Source organism: Streptomyces sp. NPDC050423 (genome assembly GCF_040655445.1).
Classification (GTDB): domain Bacteria; phylum Actinomycetota; class Actinomycetes; order Streptomycetales; family Streptomycetaceae; genus Streptomyces.
The window spans coordinates 71233-92171 of the sequence record NZ_JBFAJY010000017.1 but is presented as its reverse complement, the minus strand read 5'-3'; the positions used below and the strand labels follow the sequence as shown (position 1 = coordinate 92171).

The 20939-nt window shown below is 69.7% G+C and carries 15 protein-coding genes; 11 read left to right on the top strand and 4 right to left on the bottom strand.

All coding sequences use genetic code 11. The features are described from left to right. Positions 1–57: 57 nt before the first annotated feature. A complete protein-coding gene (gene hflX / locus AB0I52_RS15345; protein ID WP_363072664.1) occupies positions 58–1578 on the top strand; it encodes a GTPase HflX in 1521 nt (506 codons plus the stop codon). An 80-nt stretch (positions 1579–1658) separates the two neighbouring features. Here hflX and AB0I52_RS15340 read toward each other — a convergent pair whose 3' ends face one another. Both AB0I52_RS15340 and AB0I52_RS15335 read right to left on the bottom strand, forming a co-directional pair. Beyond that, positions 1659–2825, bottom strand: a complete 1167-nt coding sequence (locus AB0I52_RS15340) for a hypothetical protein (RefSeq protein WP_363072662.1) — start codon at positions 2823–2825, stop codon at positions 1659–1661. 225 nt (positions 2826–3050) lie between these two features. Continuing rightward, positions 3051–4214: a hypothetical protein gene (locus tag AB0I52_RS15335; RefSeq protein ID WP_363072660.1), complete on the bottom strand. Its 1164-nt coding sequence runs from the start codon at positions 4212–4214 to the stop codon at positions 3051–3053. A gap of 415 nt (positions 4215–4629) precedes the next feature. On the opposite strand from AB0I52_RS15335, the gene AB0I52_RS15330 reads away from it, so the two are divergent. The 5 genes from AB0I52_RS15330 to AB0I52_RS15310 all read left to right on the top strand — a co-directional run bounded on the left by AB0I52_RS15330 (position 4630) and on the right by AB0I52_RS15310 (position 12627). After that, positions 4630–6009 (top strand): diaminobutyrate--2-oxoglutarate transaminase family protein, encoded by a 1380-nt coding sequence (locus AB0I52_RS15330; RefSeq protein ID WP_363072658.1) that lies wholly within the window; start codon positions 4630–4632, stop codon positions 6007–6009. 28 nt (positions 6010–6037) lie between these two features. Beyond that, the gene (locus AB0I52_RS15325) at positions 6038–7930 is read left to right on the top strand and encodes an IucA/IucC family protein (RefSeq protein WP_363072656.1); all 1893 of its coding nucleotides are present in this window, start codon (positions 6038–6040) and stop codon (positions 7928–7930) included. 63 nt (positions 7931–7993) lie between these two features. After that, the gene (locus AB0I52_RS15320; RefSeq protein WP_363072654.1) at positions 7994–8590 is read left to right on the top strand and encodes a GNAT family N-acetyltransferase; all 597 of its coding nucleotides are present in this window, start codon (positions 7994–7996) and stop codon (positions 8588–8590) included. Positions 8591–8650: 60 nt separating this feature from the next. Next, positions 8651–10606 carry an IucA/IucC family siderophore biosynthesis protein gene (locus AB0I52_RS15315; RefSeq protein ID WP_363072652.1) on the top strand — a complete coding sequence of 652 codons (1956 nt, stop codon included), beginning with the start codon at positions 8651–8653 and terminating at the stop codon, positions 10604–10606. A 50-nt stretch (positions 10607–10656) separates the two neighbouring features. After that, complete coding sequence (locus AB0I52_RS15310; protein ID WP_363072650.1) at positions 10657–12627, top strand: ATP-dependent DNA helicase; 1971 nt, start codon at positions 10657–10659, stop codon at positions 12625–12627. A gap of 82 nt (positions 12628–12709) precedes the next feature. Here AB0I52_RS15310 and lexA read toward each other — a convergent pair whose 3' ends face one another. Continuing rightward, positions 12710–13504, bottom strand: a complete 795-nt coding sequence (gene lexA, locus AB0I52_RS15305; protein ID WP_363072648.1) for a transcriptional repressor LexA — start codon at positions 13502–13504, stop codon at positions 12710–12712. Between the two features lie 519 nt (positions 13505–14023). Between lexA and nrdR the strand changes: the two genes are divergently transcribed. Both nrdR and AB0I52_RS15295 read left to right on the top strand, forming a co-directional pair. After that, positions 14024–14536 (top strand): transcriptional regulator NrdR, encoded by a 513-nt coding sequence (gene nrdR / locus AB0I52_RS15300; protein ID WP_073737717.1) that lies wholly within the window; start codon positions 14024–14026, stop codon positions 14534–14536. Positions 14537–14695: 159 nt separating this feature from the next. Beyond that, a complete protein-coding gene (locus AB0I52_RS15295; protein ID WP_363072645.1) occupies positions 14696–17602 on the top strand; it encodes a vitamin B12-dependent ribonucleotide reductase in 2907 nt (968 codons plus the stop codon). A gap of 103 nt (positions 17603–17705) precedes the next feature. Here the strand turns inward: AB0I52_RS15295 and AB0I52_RS15290 are convergent, their stop codons facing one another. Beyond that, entirely contained in the window at positions 17706–18242 is a 537-nt protein-coding gene (locus tag AB0I52_RS15290) for a TerD family protein (protein WP_363072643.1), read from the bottom strand. A gap of 228 nt (positions 18243–18470) precedes the next feature. Between AB0I52_RS15290 and AB0I52_RS15285 the strand changes: the two genes are divergently transcribed. The 3 genes from AB0I52_RS15285 to AB0I52_RS15275 all read left to right on the top strand — a co-directional run bounded on the left by AB0I52_RS15285 (position 18471) and on the right by AB0I52_RS15275 (position 20735). Beyond that, positions 18471–19076 carry a YdbC family protein gene (locus AB0I52_RS15285; protein ID WP_363072641.1) on the top strand — a complete coding sequence of 202 codons (606 nt, stop codon included), beginning with the start codon at positions 18471–18473 and terminating at the stop codon, positions 19074–19076. A gap of 92 nt (positions 19077–19168) precedes the next feature. Beyond that, a complete protein-coding gene (locus tag AB0I52_RS15280) occupies positions 19169–19828 on the top strand; it encodes a histidine phosphatase family protein (RefSeq protein WP_363072639.1) in 660 nt (219 codons plus the stop codon). 10 nt (positions 19829–19838) lie between these two features. After that, a complete protein-coding gene (locus AB0I52_RS15275) occupies positions 19839–20735 on the top strand; it encodes an ADP-ribosylglycohydrolase family protein (RefSeq protein ID WP_363072637.1) in 897 nt (298 codons plus the stop codon). The last annotated feature ends 204 nt before the right edge of the window (positions 20736–20939 follow it).

Genomic DNA, 20939 nt, shown 5'->3' with positions numbered 1-20939 from the left:
TCCGGGGAGGTCACACGTTGTGACTGTTGACGACCATTCCTACGACGTAAGGATCCAATGACCTCCTCTTCTTCCCTTCCCCAGGACGCGCAGGACGCGCAGAGCGCCACGGAGAATGTCACCGAGAGCCTCAACGAGCCCCTTCGGGCCGACGCCCTGATGGAAGAGGACGTCGCCTGGAGCCACGAGATCGACGGAGAGCGGGACGGCCAACAGCTCGACCGCTCCGAGCGCGCCGCACTGCGGCGGGTGGCGGGACTCTCCACCGAGCTCGAGGACGTCACCGAGGTCGAGTACCGGCAGCTGCGCCTGGAGCGCGTGGTGCTCGTCGGTGTCTGGACCTCGGGCACCGTGCACGACGCGGAGATCTCGCTCGCCGAGCTGGCGGCTCTCGCCGAGACGGCCGGAGCCCAGGTGCTCGACGCCGTCTTCCAGCGCCGCGACAAGCCCGACGCGGCCACCTACATCGGTTCCGGCAAGGCCCTGGAGCTGCGCGACATCGTCCTCGAAACCGGGGCCGACACCGTCGTCTGCGACGGTGAGCTCAGCCCCGGCCAGCTGATCCACCTGGAGGATGTCGTCAAGGTCAAGGTGGTCGACAGGACCGCCCTGATTCTCGACATCTTCGCCCAGCACGCCAAGTCCCGTGAGGGCAAGGCACAGGTCTCGCTGGCACAGATGCAGTACATGCTGCCGCGGCTGCGAGGCTGGGGTCAGTCGCTGTCCCGTCAGATGGGCGGCGGCGGTTCCAGCGGCGGTGGCGGCATGGCGACCCGTGGCCCCGGTGAGACCAAGATCGAGACGGACCGGCGCCGGATCCGCGAGAAGATGGCGAAGATGCGCCGGGAGATCGCGGAGATGAAGACCGGCCGCGAGATCAAGCGCCAGGAGCGCAAGCGCAACAAGGTGCCTTCGGTCGCGATCGCCGGCTACACCAACGCCGGTAAGTCCTCACTCCTCAACCGGCTGACCGGCGCGGGCGTGCTGGTGGAGAACTCGCTGTTCGCCACCCTCGACCCGACCGTGCGCCGGGCCGAGACACCGAGCGGCCGGATCTACACGCTGGCCGACACCGTCGGCTTCGTTCGGCATCTGCCGCACCACCTCGTCGAGGCGTTCCGCTCCACCATGGAGGAGGTCGCCGAATCCGACCTGATCGTGCACGTGGTGGACGGCTCGCACCCGGTGCCGGAGGAGCAGCTCGCCGCCGTGCGCGAGGTGATCCGCGAGGTGGGTGCGGTGGACGTGCCCGAGATCGTGGTGATCAACAAGGCGGATGCCGCGGATCCGCTGGTGCTCCAGCGGCTGCTGCGCATCGAGAAGCACGCGATCGCGGTGTCGGCCCGGACCGGCGCCGGAATCGACGAGCTGCTCACGCTCATCGACAGCGAACTGCCCCGGCCCTCGGTCGAGATCGAGGCACTCGTGCCGTACACCCAGGGCGGCCTGGTCTCCCGGGCGCACGCCGAGGGCGAGGTGATCTCCGAGGAGCATCTGCCGGAGGGCACCATGCTCAAGGCACTGGTGCACGAGGAACTCGCTTCGGAGCTCTCCACGTTCGTGCCCGCGGTGCACTGACCGCTGCGCAGCCCCGTACAGACCGACGGCCCGCTCCCCATCCAGGGAGCGGGCCGTCGGCCGTTCGTCGTGCGGCGTCGTCACTGACCGCCGAACTTGTCGCTCATCATCGTGAAGATCTGCTCGGCGCCCCGGCCCAGGTGAGGTCCGGCCAGCCAGCCCGAGGTCACCGGGCCGATGGAGGTATTGGAGACCAGCGCCGGCTTGCCGTCGGTGCCTTCGCTGAACCAGCCGCCGCCGGAGGAACCGCCGGTCATGGTGCAGCCGATGCGGTACATCGTGGGGGTGGCGGGGCTGATGGAGAGCCGGCCGGGACGGTCGACGCACTTGTGCATGATCAGGCCGTCGTACGGCGGGGCCGCCGGGTAGCCCCAGGCGCCCATCGAGCTGATCTGCTTGGCCTCGGGGGCGTCGAAGTCGACCGCCAGGGCGTTGCCCACGGTCTCCTCCAGGGACTTCGTGCCCTTCTCCGGCCGCACGTGCAGAACCGCGTAGTCGTACGGCGCGCCCTCGCCACCGGTGGGGCCTCCGTCGGCCAGCCACTCGCCGGAGGTGGTGGCCCAGTCGGCCCAGTAGGCGCCGTAGGGGGCGATCTCCTGGGGCTGCGCGTTCCGGAGCGCGGCGGCGTCCTTGCCCTGGTCGTTGTACGCGGGAACGAAGACGATGTTGCGGTACCAGCCGCCCCGGGAGCCGGCGTGGACGCAGTGGCCGGCGGTCCACACCAGGTTGGACCTGCCGGGGTTCTTCGGGTCCTTGACTACCGTGCCCGAGCAGACCATGTGGCCCTCGGGGGAGTCGAAGAACACCTTGCCGACCGGTGCCGCGTAGTCGTGGTACGGCGTCCTCTCGCGCTCGGCGCCGACCGGCTTCGGCTCGGGGTCGCTGACGCCCTGGCCGCCGGAGAGGTCACCGGCGGACATGGTCTTGGCCGGGTCCTTGGCGGACTTCATCCGGTCGGGCTTCCACAGCCCGTCGATGACCGGGTTCACGAAGTCCTTGGCCTCACGCAGCCACTTGTCCTTGTTCCAGTTCTTCCACTCGCCGTTCTTCCACTTCTCCGGGTCGACGCCGTGCTTCTTCAGCGTGTCGGCCAGACCGGCGGACAGGCCGCCGTCGCCGGCACCGGCGGTCTCCGTGGCAGCGGGCTTGTCGGCCGCCTTGTCCTCGCTCGGACCGCAGGCCGTGGCGGTCAGGGTCAGCGCGGCGACGAGGCCGGTGGCCGCGAGCAGCGGACGTATGGATCGCATGGAAAAGATTCCCCCTGAAATCTTGTGAATGGCATGAGCGTGTCATGCAATACGCCGGCCGGGCCGGCTGTCGATGATGATGCGGGACCACCCCGTGCGGGGTGTGGCGGGACCTGGGGACAAAGCCTGGACAGGCCAGGGGCCTTCGGCTCCGGCGGACGGCGTTCCCGCCGGGCCGAAGGCTGACCGGCCGTCACCCGTGCCTGGACGGGTGACGGCCCGTCCTCACTGTCCCGCGTACTTCTTGCTGACCGAGTCGTAGACGCCCTTGGCCTCCTTGCCGAGGCGCGGACCGGCCAGCCAGCCGGCCGTCACCGGGCCGATGGAGGTGTTCGAGACCAGCGCGGGCTTGCCGTCCCGGCCCGCCGCGACCCAGCCGCCGCCGGAGGAACCGCCGGTCATGGAGCAGCCGATGCGGTACATCGTCGGGTCGGCCTCGGTGAGCGAGAGCCGGCCCGGCTTGTCCTTGCACTGGAACAGCTTCTGGCCGTCGTACGGCGGTGCGGCCGGGAAGCCGGTGGCCGTCATCTCGGCGATCTCGGGTGCGGCCGGGGCATTGAACTCGACGGGCAGCGCCGAACCGACCGTCTCCTCCAGGGACTTCCCGTTCGAGCCCTTCTCCGGTGTCACGTGCAGCACCGCGAAGTCGTACGGGGCGCCCAGACCGCCCACCGAGGAACCCTGGTCGATCCACTGCTCGGAGGTCTGCGCCCACGCGCCCCACCACACGCCGTACGGGGCGACCTTCTCCTTGGGCGGGTTGTTCCGGAGCTCATCGGTCGACAGGCCGCTGTCGTTGTACGACGGCACGAAGGCGATGTTGCGGTACCAGCCGCCCTTCTTGCCCGCATGGACGCAGTGGCCGGCGGTCCACACCATGTTGGACTTGCCGGGGTGCTCGGGGTCCTTCACCACGGTCGCCGAGCAGACCATCGAGCCCTCGGGGCCGTCGAAGAACAGCTTTCCGGACTCGGCGGCGTTGTCGTGGAGCGGAGTCCTCACGCCCACGGCCCGGACCGGCGCCGGAGTCGGGTCGGTCACGCCCTCGTCACCCGAGATGTCGTTGTCGACGGGCTTCTCGGGCGACTTGTCGGCGTCCCGCATCCGGTCCGGGTCCCAGAGGCCCGCGATGATCGGATTGATGAAGTCCTTGGCCTCACGCAGCCACTTGTCCTTGTCCCAGTTCTTCCAGTCGCCGTTCTTCCACTGGCCGAGGTCGATCCCGTGCTCCTTGAGCCGGTCCTTGAGATCGTCCGGGACGGTGATCTTGGTGTCCGACGTCTGGCCCGCGGAACTGCCGCTCGGCTCGGCGCTCGCACCGTTGTCGTCCGGCCCGCAGGCGGTCGCGGTGAGCGCGAGGACGGCGGCGACCGCCGCGGTGGCGAGCACGGGGGAGGAGCGACGGGCGCTCCCCCCACGGCGTGCGGCGGCTGCTGGTCGAATGAGTCGCATCTGGTGATCCCCCTGGGACTTCGTAACTCAACGCTTCTGTACTGCACTTCCGCACGGCGCACCGGACGGTTCTCCGGACGGCGTTCCGGGACCGCTCCGGAGGTGCCGCGGCCGCCGGGAAGCTGTCCCGGAGGCTCGGCGCGGTCCCCCACTATGCCGGTGCCGGTGTGGACGGTGTGCGGCAGGGGCATGGTTCCGCTCCGCAAGGATCTTCAGATTTACCCGTGATCCCCTGCGTCCTGCGTCGTTGGTACGTACGGGGGACACAGGGACAGAGTTCACCCCCGCAGCCCGTCCCTGCGGAATCGTGCTGACGTGCAACGCAACCGTTACAGCGGGAGGATCAAGAGCCGTGGCCGTGACCGAACCAGCTCCGGCGGCGCCGCCCACGGCGTACGAGGGAATCCTGCGCCGCCAGGCGATGCGCGAGTCGGCCGCCCGTACCTACGCCCGGTCGCTGCCGATCGTCCCCGTACGGGCCCGGGGGCTGACGGTCGAGGGCGCGGACGGGCGACGCTATCTCGACTGCCTGTCGGGAGCCGGGACGTTGGCCCTCGGGCACAACCACCCGGTCGTCCTGGAAGCGATCAAGAAGGTCCTCGACTCAGGCGCACCCCTGCATGTGCTCGACCTGGCCACCCCGGTCAAGGACGCCTTCACGACGGAGCTGTTCGCCACGCTGCCGTCCGAGTTCGCGGACGACGCGCGGATCCAGTTCTGCGGACCCGCCGGTACGGACGCCGTCGAGGCGGCATTCAAACTGGTCCGCGCCGCCACCGGACGTAACGGCCTGCTCGCCTTCACCGGCGCCTATCACGGCATGACGGCCGGCGCCCTCGCGGCATCCGGGGGCGCCCAGGACGTACGGGTGACCCGTCTCCCCTTCCCGCAGGACTACCGCTGCCCCTTCGGTATCGGCGGTGAGCGCGGCGCGCGGATCGCCGCGCGGTGGACCGAGACCGTGCTGGACGACCCGAAGAGCGGAACGCCCGCCCCGGCCGGAATGATCCTCGAACCGGTACAGGGGGAGGGCGGCGTCAACCCCGCCCCGGACGGCTGGATGCGCCGGATGCGGGAGATCACCGCGTCCCGGTCCATCCCCCTGATCGCGGACGAGGTCCAGACCGGCGTCGGCAGGACCGGTGCCTTCTGGGCCGTCGAGCACAGTGGGGTCGTTCCCGATGTGATGGTGCTCTCCAAGGCCATCGGCGGCTCCCTCCCGCTCGCAGTGATCGTCTACCGCTCCGAACTCGACACCTGGCAGCCCGGCGCTCACGCGGGCACCTTCCGCGGCAACCAGCTCGCGATGGCGGCGGGCACGGCCACCCTCGCCCACGTCCGGGAGAACGGGCTCGCCGAGCGGGCCGGGATCCTCGGCGCCCGGATGCTGGCGAGCCTGCGGGCACTCGCCGCGGACCACCCGTGCATCGGCGACGTCCGAGGACGGGGCCTGATGATCGGGGTGGAACTCGTCGACCCCGAGGCGGCCCCGGTGGACGGAGGGGACGAGCCCCCGCCCGACCCGCTCCTCGCCGTCGCCGTCCAGCAGGAGTGCCTGCGCCGAGGTCTCATCGTCGAACTCGGCGGCCGCCACTCCACGGTCGTACGCCTGCTACCTCCCCTCACGCTCACCGACGAACAGGCAACAGCGGTCATCACCCGCCTCGCCGACGCCATGGCAGCCGCGGAGCGCTCACCGCACCGACGGACCGCGACCGGGTCGATCCGCTGATCCGGACACCATCACAGGAAAGACCGCCGTGAACCCCACCCCCGCGCCCGAGGCCGACGGCCCTCCCTCCAGCCCCCACCGAGGAGAGGCCGGAACATCCGGCCACCTCGCTGTCGAGCCGACGACCGTGCCGCGTCAGAAGGAGGTGCCGCACGGCCAGTGGTACGCCTCCAGGGCAACGCCCATCTGCCCGGCACCGGCCGCCGACCCCCTGGACCACCCGGACCCGGTCCAGGCCGCGGATGCCGCCGGCATCGAGAACCTGCTCCGCTGCTGGGTCCGCGAATGCGACCTGGCCCGCCCGGAGGGGGAGACCCTCCGCATCCCGCTGCCCGCGAGCGGCACCGCCCTGCTCGTCCCCGTCCGCCACTGGTCGGCCACGGGCTGGCACCGCTTCGGCGCGCCCGTCCTGGAACAGGCACCCGACGGGGCGCCCACCGCGGACGCCGTCACCGTCGCCGCTCTCCTGGGCCGCGAGGCCGACCACCACGAGGGCGCCGACATGGTGGCCAGGGTCGCCGACTCGGTACGGCGAACCGCCGGATTCATCGACGTCCAACGCCGCCGCCCCGCTGCTCCCGCCGAGGCCGACCTCTTCCTCACCGCGGAGCAGTCACTCCTCCTCGGACATCCCCTCCACCCCTCTCCCAAAAGCCGCGAAGGCCTCTCCGACTCCGAATCCCGCCTCTACTCACCTGAGTTGAACGGCTCCTTCCCCCTCCACTGGATGGCCGTCGACCGGTCGGTACTGGCATCCGACTCCGCGTGGACCGACCAGGGCCGACCGGTGCCGGCGACGGAACTCGTGGCCCGGCACGCCGATGGGCTCCGATTCCCCGAGCACACCGCGCCGATTCCGCTCCACCCCTGGCAGGCCCGGGAACTGGGGAACCGGCCCGAGGTCGCCGCCCTGCTCGACGCCGGACTCGTGCACGACCTGGGGCCGTACGGCGCGCGCTGGCACCCCACCTCGTCGGTGCGCACCGTGCAGCGGCCCGGCGTCGACACCATGCTGAAGCTCTCCCTCGGACTGCGCATCACCAACTCCCGCCGGGAGAACCTCCGCAAGGAACTCCACCGGGGGGTGGAGGTCCACCGGCTGCTGCGCAGCGGACTCGCCACGCAGTTGCACCTGGCCCAGCCCGGCTTCGACATCGTCCGGGACCCCGCATGGCTCGCGGTCGACACCCCGGACGGCGAGCCCGTCCACGGCTTCGACGTCATGCTGCGCCACAACCCCTTCGGCCGGCACGACGACGCGGTCTGCATCGCCGGACTCACCGCGCCGCGCCCCTGGCCGGGCCGGGAAGGCATGTACTCACGCCTCGCCGACCTCGTCCGCCGGCTCGCCGCAGGCACCGGACGGACCACGACCGCCGTCGCCGCCGAGTGGTTCCTGCGCTACCTCGACCGTGTCGTCCGGCCGGTGCTCTGGCTCGACGCACACGCCGGGGTCGCCCTCGAAGCCCACCAGCAGAACACCCTGGTCATGCTCGACGCCGAGGGCTGGCCGGTCGGCGGCCGCTACCGCGACAATCAGGGCTACTACTTCCGTGAGTCACACCGCTCGGCCCTTGAGCGCAGGCTCCCCGGCATCGGATCGGTCAGCGACACCTTCGTTTCCGATGCCATCACCGACGAGCGCTTCGCGTACTACCTCGGCATCAACAACGTGTTCGGACTGATCGGAGCGTTCGGTGCCCAGCGGCTCGCCGACGAAAGGATGCTCCTCGCCGCCTTCCGCCGGTTCCTGGGAGCGGCCGCCGGGCTGGGATCCCCGCTCCCCGCGCACCTGCTGGAGACTCCGCGCCTGCGCTGCAAGGCCAACATGCTGACCCGGCTGCACGGCCTCGACGAACTCGTCGGCCCCGTCGACACCCAGTCCGTCTACGTCACCATCACCAACCCCCTTTGCGGCTGAAGGAATTACACCGGGCCCGAAGCCACCTCGTCGTCCGAATCGCTGAGAGAGGAGAGCATCACCGTGCCTCCCACCGATGCACACGTCTCCGAACTGCTCGACCGGCCGGCCGCGTGGAAGCCCGTCACCACGCCGGCCGGAGTGTTCCAGCTCGTGCCCGTGCGGCTGGAGCGCGACCTCGCGGTGATCAGCCGTTGGATGAACGACCCTGCCGTGGCGGCCTTCTGGGAACTCGCCGGAGCCGAAACCGTGACTGCCGAGCATCTGATGCCCCAACTCGGCGGCGACGGACGCAGCCTTCCCTGTCTCGGGGTGCTGTCAGGAATCCCCATGAGCTATTGGGAGATCTACCGCGCCGACCTGGACCCGTTGGCCCGCCATTACCCCGCCCGCCCGCATGACACCGGAATCCACCTCCTCATCGGTGAAGTGAACAAGCGCGGCCATGGAGTCGGCACCACGCTGCTCCGCGCCGCCTCCGACCTCGTACTCGACAACCGCCCCCTGTGCCCACGAGTCGTCGCCGAACCGGACCTCCGGAACACCCCTTCCGTCTCCGCCTTTCTCAGCGCCGGCTTCCGCTTCTCCGCGGAGGTCGAACTCCCGGACAAGCGGGCCGCGCTGATGATCCGCGACCGAACCCACCGTGCCCAGCTGTGAACCAACTGCCGCCTTCTCCACACCGCTCGAACCCCATCGGTTCCACCCCGAGGAGTCCCCGTGCCCACATATCCCGCGAGCCATGATTCAGCGGAGTCGCCCGCGCTGCGCAGCACTCCAGAACTCACCCGGGCGGTGTGGGACCGAGCCGCCGCCCGGATGCTTGCGAAGATGCTCGGCGAATTCGCCTACGAGGAAGTCATCCAGCCGGTTCCGCGATCCGTCGGGGGTGATACGTACACCCTCGTGCTGGACGACGGCGGGAGCCTGATCTTCACCGCCGGGCGGGGGGTCTACGGCAGCTGGCGGGTCGCCCCCGACTCGATCCGCGAGGCGACCACCGCGGAGACCGAGGCACACGCACTCGCCGCGCCCCCGGCCGAAGCGCCCGCCGCGCCCGCCGCACCGGGGCCGGACGCGCCCGCCGAGCCCGGCCGCGCCGGACACACCGATCCGGCCAGGGACCCTGCCCCAGCCGGCGTCCCGTTCCGCGACCCGCTGCTCTTCCTCGCCCGCGCCCGCCGTCTCCTCGGGATCGACGGCGCCACCCTCGGCCACCTCGTCCGCGAGCTCACCACCACGCTCACCGCCGATGCCCGCCTCGACCACGGCGCGCTCACCGTCGCCGCGCTGGCCGACCTCGACTACGCGGAACTCGAAGGGCACCAGACCGGCCACCCCTGGATCGTCGCCAACAAAGGGCGGCTCGGATTCTCCGCCACCGACGCGTCCCGCTTCACGCCCGAGGCCCGCAGGCCGGTCAGACTGCCGTGGATCGCGGTCTCCTCCCGGATCGCCGCCTACCGGGGAGTGAACTCGCTCGCCTCCGCCGAGCAGCTCTACGCCCAGGAGCTCGACCCAGCGGTCCGCGAGTCCTTCGCCGCCGCCCTCCGCGCCCGGGGCCTGGACCCCGACGACTACTACTGTCTGCCCGTCCACCCCTGGCAGTGGGACGAATGGATCGTGCCCCTGTTCGCCCCGGCCATCGCCGCGGGCGACATCGTCCCCCTGCACGCCGACCCGGACCTGCGGCTGCCGCAGCAGTCCATCCGTACCTTCGTCAACCTTGAGCGGCCCGACCGGCACACCGTCAAGCTGCCGCTGTCGATCCTCAACACACTGGTCTGGCGCGGACTCCCGACCGAACGCACCCTCGCCGCCCCCGCCGTCACCGGATGGGTCCAGGGGCTGCGCGACGGCGATCCCTTCCTCCGCGACACCTGCGGCGTCATCCTGCTCGGAGAGGTGGCGTCGGTCACGGTCGAGCACCCGCTGTACGACCACCTCCCCGAGACGCCGTACCAGTTCAAGGAGATCCTCGGCGCGATCTGGCGCGAGCCCCTCCTTCCGCGTCTGGCACCCGGCGAGCGTGCCCGCACCCTCGCCTCGCTGCTGCTCACCGATCCGCAGGGCCGTGCCTTCACCGCCGAGCTGGTCGCCCGCTCGGGACTGACTCCCACCGCGTGGCTGACCCGGCTCTTCGCCGCGCTGCTCCCGCCGCTCCTGCACTTCCTCTACCGCTACGGCACCGTGTTCTCACCGCACGGCGAGAACGCCATCGTCGTCTTCGACGGCCAGGACGTCCCCGTCCGTCTGGCGATCAAGGACTTCGTGGACGACGTGAACATCAGCGCCCGGCAGCTGCCGGAGCACGACACCATGCCGCACGACGTACGCCGCGTCCTGCTCACCGAGGAGCCGGCCTTCCTCACCCAGTTCATCCACTCCGGGCTCTTCACCGGAGTCTTCCGCTTCCTCTCCCCGCTCTGCGAGGAGCAGCTGGGCGTCCCGGAGGCCGAATTCTGGTCACTCGTCCGGGCGGAGATCCTGCGCCACCACGCCCGCTTTCCCGAGCTGAAGGACAGGTTCGAGATGTTCGACATGCTGACGCCGCGCATCGAACGCCTCTGTCTGAACCGCAACCGCCTGCATCTGGACGGCTACCGGGACCGCCCCGAGCGACCGCACGCGGCGGTCCACGGCACGGTGCCCAACCCGCTCCACCCCTCCGCGTGAGGCCGGGAGTGATCGCCGTTGTCAGTGGCGCCCCGTAGGCTGGTCGGGCTATGACGAAGCCATCCCTCCCCGAGCTCCTGCACGCCGCCGTGACCGCCGTCGGCGGTACGGAGCGGCCCGGTCAGGCCGCCATGGCCGACGCGGTCGCCGTGGCCGTAGACGACCATTCCCACCTGCTCGTCCAGGCCGGTACCGGCACGGGCAAATCGCTCGGCTACCTGGTGCCCGCCCTGGCCCACGGCGAGCGTGTCGTGGTGGCCACGGCGACCCTGGCCCTCCAGCGCCAGCTGGTGGAGCGCGATCTGCCGCGTACGGTCGACGCCCTGCATCCGCTGCTGCGCCGCCGCCCCCAGTTCGCGATGCTCAAGGGCCGGTCGAACTACCTCTGTCTGCACCGCCTCCACGAGGGAGTGCCGCAGGAGGAGGAAGAGGGGCTCTTCGACCAGTTCGAGGCCGCGGCCCCGTCGAGCAAGCTCGGCCAGGACCTCCTGCGGATGCGGGAGTGGTCGGACGAGACGGAGACCGGCGACCGTGACGACCTCACCCCGGGCGTCTCCGACCGTGCCTGGGCGCAGATCTCCGTCTCCTCGCGCGAGTGCCTGGGCGCCAGCAAGTGCGCGTACGGGGCGGAGTGCTTCGCCGAACAGGCCCGTGAGCGGGCGAAGCTCGCCGATGTGGTGGTCACCAACCACGCGCTCCTCGCCATCGACGCCATCGAGGGCGCCCCGGTGCTCCCGCAGCACGAGGTGCTGATCGTCGACGAGGCCCATGAGCTGGTCTCCCGGGTCACCGGCGTGGCCACCGGCGAGCTCACCCCCGGCCAGGTCGGCCGAGCGGTGCGGCGCGCGGCGAAGCTGGTCAACGAGAAGGCCGCCGACGCGCTGCAGAGCGCGTCGGAGGGTTTCGAGCGCGTGATGGAGCTGGCGCTCCCCGGCCGGCTGGAGGAGGTGCCGGAGGATCTGGGCTACGCGCTGATGGCCCTGCGCGACGCGGCACGTACGGTGATCTCCGCCCTCGGCTCCACCCGGGACAAGTCCGTCCAGGACGAGGACGCCGTCCGCAAGCAGGCACTGGCCTCGGTGGAGACCATCCACGGTGTCGCCGAACGCATCACGCAGGGCTCCGAGTACGACGTCGTCTGGTACGAACGCCACGAACGCTTCGGTGCCTCCGTACGGGTCGCCCCGCTCTCCGTCTCCGGACTGCTGCGGGAGAAGCTCTTCACGGACCGCTCCGTCGTACTCACCTCGGCCACGCTGAAGCTCGGCGGCGATTTCAACGGGGTGGGAGCGTCACTCGGGCTCGCCCCCGAAGGCACCGCGGGCGACGACATCCCGCAGTGGAAGGGGCTCGACGTCGGCTCGCCCTTCGACTACCCGAAGCAGGGAATCCTGTACGTCGCCCGGCATCTGGCGACACCCGGCCGGGAGGGCTCCCGCACCGACATGCTGGACGAGCTCGCCGAGCTGGTGGAGGCCGCGGGCGGCCGCACCCTGGGGCTGTTCTCCTCCATGCGGGCCGCCCAGTCGGCCGCCGAGGAGCTGCGGAGCCGGCTGGACAGGCCGATCCTGCTCCAGGGCGAGGAGACGCTGGGAGAGCTGATCAAGAACTTCGCGGCCTCTCCGGAGACCTGTCTCTTCGGCACGCTCTCGCTCTGGCAGGGCGTGGACGTCCCGGGGGCGAGCTGTCAGCTGGTGGTCATGGACCGGATTCCGTTCCCCCGGCCCGACGACCCGTTGATGAGCGCGCGCCAGAAGGCGGTGGAGGAAGCGGGGGGCAACGGCTTCATGGCGGTCGCGGCGACGCACGCGGCGCTGCTGATGGCGCAGGGCGCCGGCCGGCTCGTCCGTGCCACCGGTGACAAGGGTGTCGTCGCGGTGCTCGATCCGCGGCTCGCCAATGCCCGGTACGGGAGCTATCTGCGCGCCTCGCTCCCCGACTTCTGGTACACGACCGACCGCGATCAGACGCGTCGCTCGCTCGCCGCGATCGATGCCGCCGCGATGGCGGCGGAGAAGTAGTTCCGTACGGGGCCGGGTCGCACGGACGGGGCCCCGGGGTCGGTACGGCCGATCCCGGGGCCCCGTCGGAGCGGTCGAGGCCTCACACCCGCCGCAGCACCGCCACGACCTTGCCGAGGATGGTCGCCTCGTCGCCGGGGATCGGCTGGTACGCGGAGTTGTGGGGGAGCAGCCAGACATGACCGTCCTCCCGCTTGAAGCGCTTGACCGTGGCCTCGCCCTCCAGCATCGCCGCGACGATGTCTCCGTTCTCCGCCACGGGCTGACGCCGGACGGTGACCCAGTCGCCGTCGCAGATCGCCGCTTCGATCATCGAGTCACCGACGACCTTCAGTACGAAGAGCTCTCCGTCACCGACCAGCTGGCGGGGGAGCGGAAAGACGTCCTCGACGGATTCCTCGGCGAGGATCGGACCACCGGCAGCGATCCGGCCGACCAGCGGCACATAGGAAGCCGCCGGCTTCCCCGTGGTGTCCGTGGGCTGTGTGCTGGACTGATCCGAACCGCGCACCTCGTACGCCCGGGGGCGGTGCGGGTCACGGCGCAGGAAGCCCTTGCGCTCCAGGGCCATGAGCTGGTGCGCGACGGAGGACGTACTGGAAAGGCCCACCGCCTGACCGATCTCCCGCATCGACGGGGGATACCCCCGCCGCTGCACGGAGTCCCGGATGACCTCGATCACTCGCCGCTGGCGGTCCGTGAGCCCCGAGCTGTCCGCCCGGATTCCAGGAGGTCGCCCGGGAAGCGAGCGCGCTGGGCGCGCGGGCTCCGGCCCCTCCGTGTTCGTGACTGAGTCATTCATGGCATGCACCGGCTCGAGTCGGCTCTGGGAGCGGTCCTGGGCAGTGATGATGGCACTGTCTGCGGTGGTGGTCACGTCGGCCCCTCTCGAATGGTCTCCCTAGCTGCACAACGGTAGTAGCTTTCGAAAGGTTGCGCCAAACACACGTTCGAGTGAAAAACAAATAAAAGCCTGTTGAGCGTTCATTGCTAGGTGTATGCGCGAAGCCGGAGGGGTGCTGCCCGTCGCTGGGTCGAACGGCAATTCGAGCCATTACGGTAGCGTTCGCGGCCGCGGTGGCGCCGCGCGGGGTCGGCTTCCGGTCCTCCTCGCGCCCCGGAAGCCGCCGACCCGCAATCGGTGGAGCCGGATGCTTCCCGTACCCTCTTGCTCGGTCGTACGCTGCCTTCCGGCCGCCCGTGACGCGCGACACGCGCTAGGGCCAAATGCGCGGCTAAACCCAAGATCTAGTGGTTGGATTGTTCCAGCCGCCCAGAAGTTGTGGTCCCCGTCTTTCGGGGGTGCGGTCATCGCCTATGCTTGAGACTGCTTCGAAGGCCCCTCGCGGGGCCTGATGAGGCCATTCAGTCGTGCTGTGAAGGAGGGTTGGGAGCCATGCACTGCCCCTTCTGCAGGCACCCCGACAGCCGGGTCGTCGACAGTCGCACCACCGACGACGGGACCTCGATCCGACGGCGCCGTCAGTGCCCCGACTGCTCCCGCCGTTTCACCACGGTGGAGACCTGCTCGCTCATGGTGGTGAAGCGCAGTGGCGTGACCGAACCCTTCAGCCGCACCAAGGTCATCTCCGGCGTGCGCAAGGCGTGCCAGGGGCGGCCGGTCACCGAGGATGCCCTCGCCAAACTCGGCCAGCGGGTCGAGGAGGCGGTGCGTGCCACCGGCAGCGCCGAGCTGACCACGCACGACGTGGGCCTGGCCATTCTCGGCCCCCTGCAGGAACTCGACCTGGTCGCTTACCTGCGGTTCGCATCCGTGTACCGGGCGTTCAACAGCCTCGAAGACTTCGAGGCCGCCATCGTGGAACTCCGCGAGCAGCGGCCTCCCGTAGAAGGATGCGGGACCGGCGAGACCCTTGAGGTCCCCGTTCCCGCCGTCGCCGCCGACTGAGCGGCGCAGGCCGATCGCCGCCGGTCCGTGGACCGGCGGCCGGGCGGCACACAGACCTGCTCCGGATGCCCTGCGCGGCGTCCGAAGTACCAGACACACACTGTGCCCGGGGAAGCTCTCGGCACTTCAGGGCGTTTTTGCCCACATATGGGAGGCGGCATGACAGAGACGGCGAGCGGCCCGGCACGAGGTTCCCGCAACAAGGGGACCAAGTCGACTGCGACCAAGCAGGGCCTGCGTATCGAGCGCATTCACACCACCCCCGGCGTGCATCCGTACGACGAGGTGGCGTGGGAGCGCCGTGACGTCGTCATGACCAACTGGCGCGACGGCTCGATCAACTTCGAGCAGCGTGGCGTCGAGTTCCCCGACTTCTGGTCGGTGAACGCGGTCAACATCGTCACCAGCAAGTACTTTCGCGGGGCCGTAGGCACCCCGCAGCGCGAGACCGGTCTGCGACAGCTCATCGACCGGATCGTGAAGACCTACCGGAAGGCCGGCGAGGACTTCAACTACTTCACCTCTCCGGCGGACGCGGAGATCTTCGAGCACGAGCTGGCGTACGCCCTCCTGCACCAGATCTTCAGCTTCAACTCGCCGGTCTGGTTCAACGTGGGCACGCCCCAGCCGCAGCAGGTCTCCGCCTGCTTCATCCTGGCCGTCGACGACTCCATGGAGTCGATCCTCGACTGGTACAAGGAAGAGGGGATGATCTTCAAGGGCGGCTCGGGCGCAGGCCTGAACCTCTCCCGTATCCGCTCCTCCAAGGAGCTCCTCTCCTCCGGCGGCAACGCCTCCGGTCCGGTCTCCTTCATGCGCGGCGCCGACGCGTCCGCCGGGACGATCAAGTCCGGTGGCGCCACCCGCCGTGCGGCCAAGATGGTCATTCTCGACGTCGACCACCCCGACATCGAGAACTTCATCGAGACCAAGGTGAAGGAGGAGGAGAAGATCCGCGCCCTGCGTGACGCGGGCTTCGACATGGACCTGGGCGGCGACGACATCACGTCCGTCCAGTACCAGAACGCCAACAACTCGGTCCGGGTGAACGACGAGTTCATGAAGGCCGTCGAGGCCGGCGGGAAGTTCGGGCTGCGTGCCCGGATGACCGGTGACGTCATCGAGGAGGTCGAGGCCAAGTCCCTCTTCCGCAAGATGGCCGAGGCCGCCTGGGCCTGTGCCGACCCCGGCATCCAGTACGACGACACGATCAACCAGTGGCACACCTGCCCCGAGTCCGGCCGGATCAACGGCTCGAACCCGTGCAGCGAGTACATGCACCTGGACAACACCTCGTGCAACCTGGCCTCGCTGAACCTGATGAAGTTCCTCAAGGACGACGGCAAGGGCAACCAGTCCTTCGAGTCCGAGCGCTTCGCCAAGGTCGTCGAACTGGTCATCACCGCGATGGACATCTCCATCTGCTTCGCCGACTTCCCGACCGAGAAGATCGGTGAGAACACCCGCGCGTTCCGCCAGCTGGGCATCGGTTACGCCAACCTCGGCGCCCTGCTGATGGCGACCGGCCACGCGTACGACAGCGACGGCGGCCGCGCGCTCGCCGGGGCCATCACCTCGCTGATGACCGGCACCTCCTACCGTCGCTCCGCGGAGCTCGCGGCGGTCGTCGGCCCGTACGACGGCTACGCCCGCAACGCCGAGCCGCACCAGCGCGTCATGAAGCAGCACTCCGACGCCAACGCCGTGGCCGTCCACGCGGACGACCTCGACAATCAGATCTGGGCCGCCGCGACGGAGGCCTGGCAGGACGTCATCCGCCTCGGCGCGAAGAACGGTTTCCGTAACGCGCAGGCCTCGGTCATCGCGCCCACCGGCACCATCGGTCTCGCGATGTCCTGCGACACCACCGGCCTGGAGCCCGACCTCGCCCTGGTCAAGTTCAAGAAGCTGGTCGGCGGCGGCTCGATGCAGATCGTCAACGGCACCGTCCCGCAGGCCCTGCGTCGCATGGGCTACCACGAGGAGCAGATCGAGGCGGTCGTCGCCCACATCGCCGAGAACGGCAACGTGATCGACGCGCCCGGCCTGAAGCCCGAGCACTACGAGGTCTTCGACTGCGCGATGGGCGAGCGTTCCATCTCCGCGATGGGTCACGTGCGCATGATGGCGGCCATCCAGCCGTGGATCTCCGGCGCGCTCTCCAAGACGGTGAACCTGCCGGAGACGGCCACCGTCGAGGACGTCGAAGAGGTCTACTTCGAGGCGTGGAAGATGGGCGTCAAGGCGCTCGCGATCTACCGCGACAACTGCAAGGTCGGCCAGCCCCTCTCCGCGAAGACCAAGGAGAAGGAGAAGACGGCGGTCACCGCCAAGGCCGAGGACACCATCCGTACCGCGGTCGAGAAGGTCGTCGAGTACCGTCCCGTCCGCAAGCGTCTGCCCAAGGGCCGCCCCGGCATCACGACCTCCTTCACGGTGGGCGGCGCCGAGGGCTACATGACCGCCAACTCCTACCCGGACGACGGTCTCGGTGAGGTCTTCCTGAAGATGTCCAAGCAGGGTTCGACCCTCGCGGGCATGATGGACGCCTTCTCCATCGCCGTCTCGGTCGGTCTGCAGTACGGCGTCCCGCTGGAGACGTACGTCTCGAAGTTCACCAACATGCGCTTCGAGCCGGCCGGCATGACGGACGACCCGGACGTGCGGATGGCGCAGTCGATCGTCGACTACATCTTCCGTCGCCTGGCGCTCGACTTCCTGCCGTTCGAGACCCGCTCGGCGCTCGGCATCCACTCGGCCGACGAGCGTCAGCGCCACCTCGACACCGGTTCGTACGAGGCCTCGCTGGACGACGACGAGCTGGACGTCGAGAGCCTGGCCCAGTCCGCCCCCGTGCGGACGCCGGAACCGCTGAAGGCGGTCGCCCCCGTGCGGGAGGCCGAGAAGCCGGACCCGAAGACGGCGCACACCTCGGCGGAGCTCGTCGAGATGCAGCTGGGCATCAGCGCCGACGCCCCGCTCTGCTTCTCCTGCGGTACGAAGATGCAGCGCGCTGGATCCTGCTACATCTGCGAGGGCTGCGGCTCGACCAGCGGTTGCAGCTGATCCCGGCAGCCTGAGGCGCAACGGCTGAGCCGCGCACAGAGGCCGGCCAAGGGGCGGGAAGATCTCCTCGGAGACCTTCCCGCCCCGACCCATAACCGGAGTCTCACGCTCCGGACGGGCGGCTTCCCATCGTCGCGGCGAACGAGTCGGCGTCCCCGTCGAAGCCCCGTACCGTGTCGTGGAACAGCCAGACTCCCGAGGCGTCCCGGACGAACTCGGCGACGACGGCCGCGGTCGAGGCTCCGACCGTCGAGAAGTCGTCCTCGGCCAGGGTGTCGTACCCCTCGCGGATCTGCACCGCGGTGTTCTCCACGGCGTCGAAGTTCTTGTGGCCGTCGCGCTGCTGGATGGCCACACCGACGATGACCCGGGTGTACGACTCCGACAGCCGGTCCAGTTCCAGCGTCATCACCTCGTCGTATCCCAGGCCCTGACCGGTCCGGCTGTCCCGGTTGAGCGTGATCGTGCCGTCGGGGGCACGGCTGTCGAAGTGCACGAGGTAGGCGGGGCTGCCGTACGGCTCCTCGGCCGGGTAGGTCGCCGCGATGATGTCGAGGTCATTGGGGGACTCGCCCTGGGAACTGGGGTCCCACTTGAGCCTGACCTCGACCTTCTCGATGTCCTTGTTGGGGGTGCTCATCGGACTTCCCTCCTGCGCGCGCGGGGCCGTCGCTCCGGTTCTGTCACCCGATCATGTCGGTAACTGTCGGTGAAACCAACCGGCTTGGCGACGTGCGGCCGAATCGGGCCACCGAACTTCCCCGGACCGCCGCGGGGGTGTGCTCCTGTTGATCATTCCGCGGGCCGGTTCCGGTGCACTCCGCCGGAGCGTGACCCACGCCACGCCCGGCACCCGTACGATGGGGCCGTGCTGGTCAAGTGGATTCGCTGCAATGTGGTCGACCGTCGCGGTTTCGAGCGGGGGCAGCGGAAGTGGGCGGGGCTGCTGGGGGAGCCGGGCTTCAGGGGGCAGGGTGGCGGCTGGAGCCGTGGCCGGCCGGAGGTGGCGCATGTCTTCGCGTTCTGGGAGAACCGGGTCTTCTACGACTCCTTCATGGCACGCGGGCACGACGCGCTGGCCGCCGCGCAGTCGGGTACCTGCAACGACATACAGGTCAAGCTGTTCGAGTACCGCTTCGACGTGAAGACCGGCTTCGAACCCGGTTTCACCGACGCGGACGTGCTCAGGGTGGCGCACAGCAGGGTGCACGAGGACCGGGTCGAGCACTTCGCGCTGATGCAGCAGCGGGTGTGGAATCCGGCGATGGCCGGATCGCCCGGGATGCTTCGGGGAGTGTTCGGAGAGGCGCCGGGCCATGAGTTCCTGGTCCTTTCCATGTGGCAGTCGAGCGCGGAACGCGGCAAGTACCGGGCGGGGAGCGTCGAACGGCTCTCGCAGCGGGCGCAGACCGAGGACGACGTCGCGGCACTCGCGGGTGACGTGGTGCAGCTCGAACCGTCATGGACGGTGTGAGCGGACGCGGCGCGGGTGTCGCGCCCGCGACATGCGACCGCCGCGATCCGGACAATTGCTCGAACGGCGGCGACTCGATCTAGGGTCGGTACATGGCAAGACCGAAACGCATTGTCCTCGTCCGGCACGGCGAGTCCGAGGGCAATGTCGATGACACCGTGTACGAGCGTGAGCCCGACCATGCGCTGAGGCTCACCGCGAACGGGCTGCGGCAGGCTCGCGAGACGGGGGTGCGGCTGCGCGAGCTCTTCGGCGACGAGCGGGTCAGCGTGTACGTCTCGCCCTACCGCCGTACGCACGAGACGTTCAGGTCCTTCGGCCTCGACCTCGAACGCGTGCGGGTGCGGGAGGAGCCCCGGCTGCGCGAGCAGGACTGGGGGAACTGGCAGGAACGGGAGGACGTCAAGCTGCAGAAGGCGTACCGGAATGCCTACGGGCACTTCTTCTACCGCCTCGCGCAGGGTGAGTCCGGGGCAGATGTGTACGACCGGGTGGGAGCTTTCCTGGAGAGCCTGCACCGGAGTTTCGAGGACCCGGACCACCCGCCGAACGTTCTGCTGGTCACGCACGGTCTGACCATGCGGCTGTTCTGCATGCGCTGGTTCCACTGGTCCGTGGCCGAATTCGAATCTCTCTCCAATCCGGGCAACGGGGAGTCCCGCACGCTCGTGCTCGGCAAGGACGGGCGCTACACACTTGACCGGCCGTTCGAGCGCTGGCGTACCCCTGAGCCGTACGGCATCACCGGATAGAGTGGAAGCGATGACCGAATCCGCTTCCGACCAGCGCTTCGACCGCGCCCTTGCCAGCCTGCGCGGCCTCTCCGTGGGAGACGCCCTGGGCTCCCAGTTCTTTGTGCCCGCCAACTATCCGCTGCTGAAGGACCGCTCCCTGCCCCCGGGACCGTGGCAGTGGACCGACGACACGGAAATGGCCTGTTCGGTCCTGTCCGTGCTCCGGGAGCACCACCGTATCGACCAGGACGCGCTCGCCCGCTCCTTCGCGGTGCACCACGATTTCGACCGGGGATACGGCCCTGCCGTCAACCGCCTGCTCAGGCTGGTCCGGGAGGGCGGGGACTGGCGGGAGCTGGCCTCCGCGCTGTTCAAGGGCCAGGGGTCGTGGGGCAACGGCTCCTCAATGCGCATCGCACCGCTCGGCGCCTGGTACGCGGACGACCCGGAGCAGGCCACGCACCAGGCCGAGATCTCCTCGTACCCGACCCACCAGCACCGGGAAGCCGTCGTGGGCGCGATGGCCGTGGCGGCGGCCGCCTCGCTCGCGGCGTCGCCCGGCGGACCGCCGAAGCCGGCGGACCTCCTCGACGGAGTCATCGCGCTCGTACCGCGCAGCGCGGTCGGTGCCGGCCTGCGCCGCGCCCGCGACATGCTCGACTACCGCGACGCCGGCACGGTCGCCGCGGTCCTCGGCAACGGCCGTCGTACCAGCGCGCACGACACCGTCCCGTTCGCACTCTGGTCCGCGGCCCGCAGCCTCGGCGATTTCGAGCAGGCCTTCTGGGTGACCGCGCAGGCGGGCGGAGACATCGACACGACCTGCGCGATCGTCGGCGGAGTGGTCGCGGCGGGCACGGCGGGAGCGCCACCGGCGGAGTGGACGGCCGAGACGGAGCGGCTTCCGGGCTGGCTCGCCCGCTGAAGGCTGTCCCGCCAGGGAACGGGGGACAGCCGCTTCGAAAGCGGCGCGCCGTACCCGAGTGTCACGGTACTGCCACAGAGCTTCCCTGTTCGGCCGACGCCGGTAACGGGGGGTTACTCTTTCGGCCACGCCGCCCTCGATGATCATTACGACGGGTGCGCACCGAATGAGACGCCGGGGGGCCGCGCGCTGCCCAGGGCTCGC